We start from the raw sequence: 1745 nt of genomic DNA on the forward strand, positions 1-1745 counted from the left end.
GTCTGGTAGAGCGGCAGCGCGATGCGTACGGTGATGGTGACCAGCGCCAGTGCGATGACGACCCCGGGCAGCGAGCCGACGATGTAGTTGCAGCCCTCCAGAAGACGCTGCAATGGCCCCGGCGCGCGGATCGAGATCCAGGCCATCGGCATGGCGGCGACGGTGGCGAGCAACGCGCCGGCGAGCGCCAGGAACAGCGTCTGGCCAAGCGCCAGGCCGATCTCGTCCAAGCGCCAGACAGCGGCGCCGCCGGCGGCAAGCCAGCCGCCAATGGTGACGAACGGCACGCCGAGCGCCAAAAGCGTGATGACGACAAGCAAGAGCAGGCTAGGCAGGGTGGCGCGTCCGAGGCTTGTGCGTTGCTGATGGCGCGCCGCGCCGGAGCCGACACGGGCATAGCGCTCCTCGCCGCGCACCAGCACTTCGAGGCCGAGCAGCACGAAGCAGCAGCTGACCAGCACGCCGGCCAGCATGTTGGCGGCCGGTCCATTGAAGGTCGACTGGAACTGGTCGACGATCGCCGTGGTGAAGGTGTCGAAGCGGATGAAGACATAGAGGCCGTACTCGGCCAGCAGATGCAGGCCGACCAGCAGCGAGCCGCCGCAGATGGCGAGCCGCAATTGCGGCAGCACGACCCGCCAGAACACGCGCCGGGGCCCCAGGCCGAGTGCGGCGGCGGCGTCTTCCAGGGCGGGATCGAGACGGCGCAACGCCGCCGACACCGGCAGATACAGGAACGGGAAATAGGCGATCACGGAAACCAGCACGCCGGCCCACAGGCCGTGCAGTCCCGGCACCATGGTGACCCAGGCATAGCTGTGCACAAAAGCCGGGATGGCGAGCGGCGCCACGCACAGCCAGGCCCAGAGCCGGGCGCCCGGCAGGTCGCTGCGCTCGGTCAACCAGGCCAGCGAAACCGACAGCACGATGGTGATCGGCACCGAGAGCGCGACCAGCAGGACAGTGTTGACCAGAAGCTCGCCGACACGCGGCCGGAAGACCAGTGCCGAGACTGTTTCCCAGCCGGTCTGCACCGCGATCCAGATGATGAAGGCAAGCGGCACCAGCGCCAGCAGCGCAACGAAGATGGCGGCGAGGACCAGCCAAAGCGGTGCGCGTCGCCGAGCCCTTCGGCCTGTGCCCGAAGGCAGGCCCGAATGCGCGAGATCGACCGCGGACTGCATCAGGTCAGACGCCGTGCCGTTGCCGTCCAGCGGCAGCAATTGAAAGACCGCGATCGCGGTCGGGAACACAGCGTGTCGTCATCGACGAATGCCATCTCGAAAAACAAAATCACTCCCGCGGAAGGCGAATTCCCGCGGGAGCGTGGTCGGGTGTCCTTTTAGGACGAATGGCAACTAAAGCAAGCCGGCTGCCGTCATCAGATCGGTGACCTTCTTGGAGTTCAGCGTCGTGGCATCGACCTTCGGCGCCTGCAGATCGGCGAGCGGCACCAGCTTCGGGTTGGAGTCCGCACCCTTGCCGACCGCGTACTCGAAGGAATCGCCGGTTTTCAGCACGTCCTGACCGCCTTTGCCTGTCAGCCATTTCAGGAACGCCTGGGCTTCCTTCGGATGCTTGCTCGAAGCCAGCACACCGCCGCCGGAGATCGAGACGAAGGCGCCCGGATCCTGGTTCTTGAAATAGTGCAGCGCGACATTCTTGCTGTTTTCGCCGGTCTTGGCCTGATCGCCGAAATAGTAATAGTGATAGATCACGCCGCCTTCGATCTCGCCGGCATTGAC

2 protein-coding genes are annotated in these 1745 nt (G+C 65.7%); both read right to left on the reverse strand.

Annotated elements, in window-relative coordinates:
• Positions 1-1184: iron ABC transporter permease (locus EN969_RS29830; protein WP_164758618.1), on the reverse strand; the 1184-nt coding region annotated here is incomplete at its 3' end.
• A gap of 174 nt (positions 1185-1358) precedes the next feature.
• A partial coding sequence (locus tag EN969_RS29835; RefSeq protein ID WP_127419663.1) for an extracellular solute-binding protein occupies positions 1359-1745 on the reverse strand: 387 nt, incomplete at its 5' end.

This window comes from Mesorhizobium sp. M7A.F.Ca.CA.003.01.2.1 (assembly GCF_003998945.1).
GTDB lineage: Bacteria > Pseudomonadota > Alphaproteobacteria > Rhizobiales > Rhizobiaceae > Mesorhizobium > Mesorhizobium ciceri.